The following is a 233-nucleotide window of genomic DNA, read 5'->3' as shown; positions in this document are numbered from 1 at the left end:
ATATAGCGCGGCGTTGTGCGCGAATTCGCCGAGGGGTGCGGGAATGACGACCAGGTCGAAATGCGCGAGCAAAGCGCGGTGCTCATCCGGCCGCGCGAGCGTCGCGAAGCGCCACACCCGAGGTGCGGCGCCCATGCGCCGGGCGTAGGACTGCAGCACGCCGGGCCGGTCGTGCGCCGGATCGAAGCTTATGCTGAGGAGTCCGACGCGGTGCTCCAGGCCCTGTGCCAAGA

General features: G+C 69.1%; 1 protein-coding gene. It reads right to left on the bottom strand.

All coding sequences use genetic code 11. The annotated features are described in order from the left end of the window. The coding region (locus tag ACTFO6_RS19980) for an SCO family protein (RefSeq protein ID WP_439936014.1) at positions 1–233 on the bottom strand (233 nt) is incomplete at both ends.

Source organism: Pelomicrobium sp. G1, assembly GCF_051905455.1.
Taxonomy (GTDB): Bacteria; Pseudomonadota; Gammaproteobacteria; order Burkholderiales; family UBA6910; genus Pelomicrobium.
Note: the sequence above shows the minus strand (reverse complement) of the source record. Positions and strands in the feature narration are given on the sequence as shown.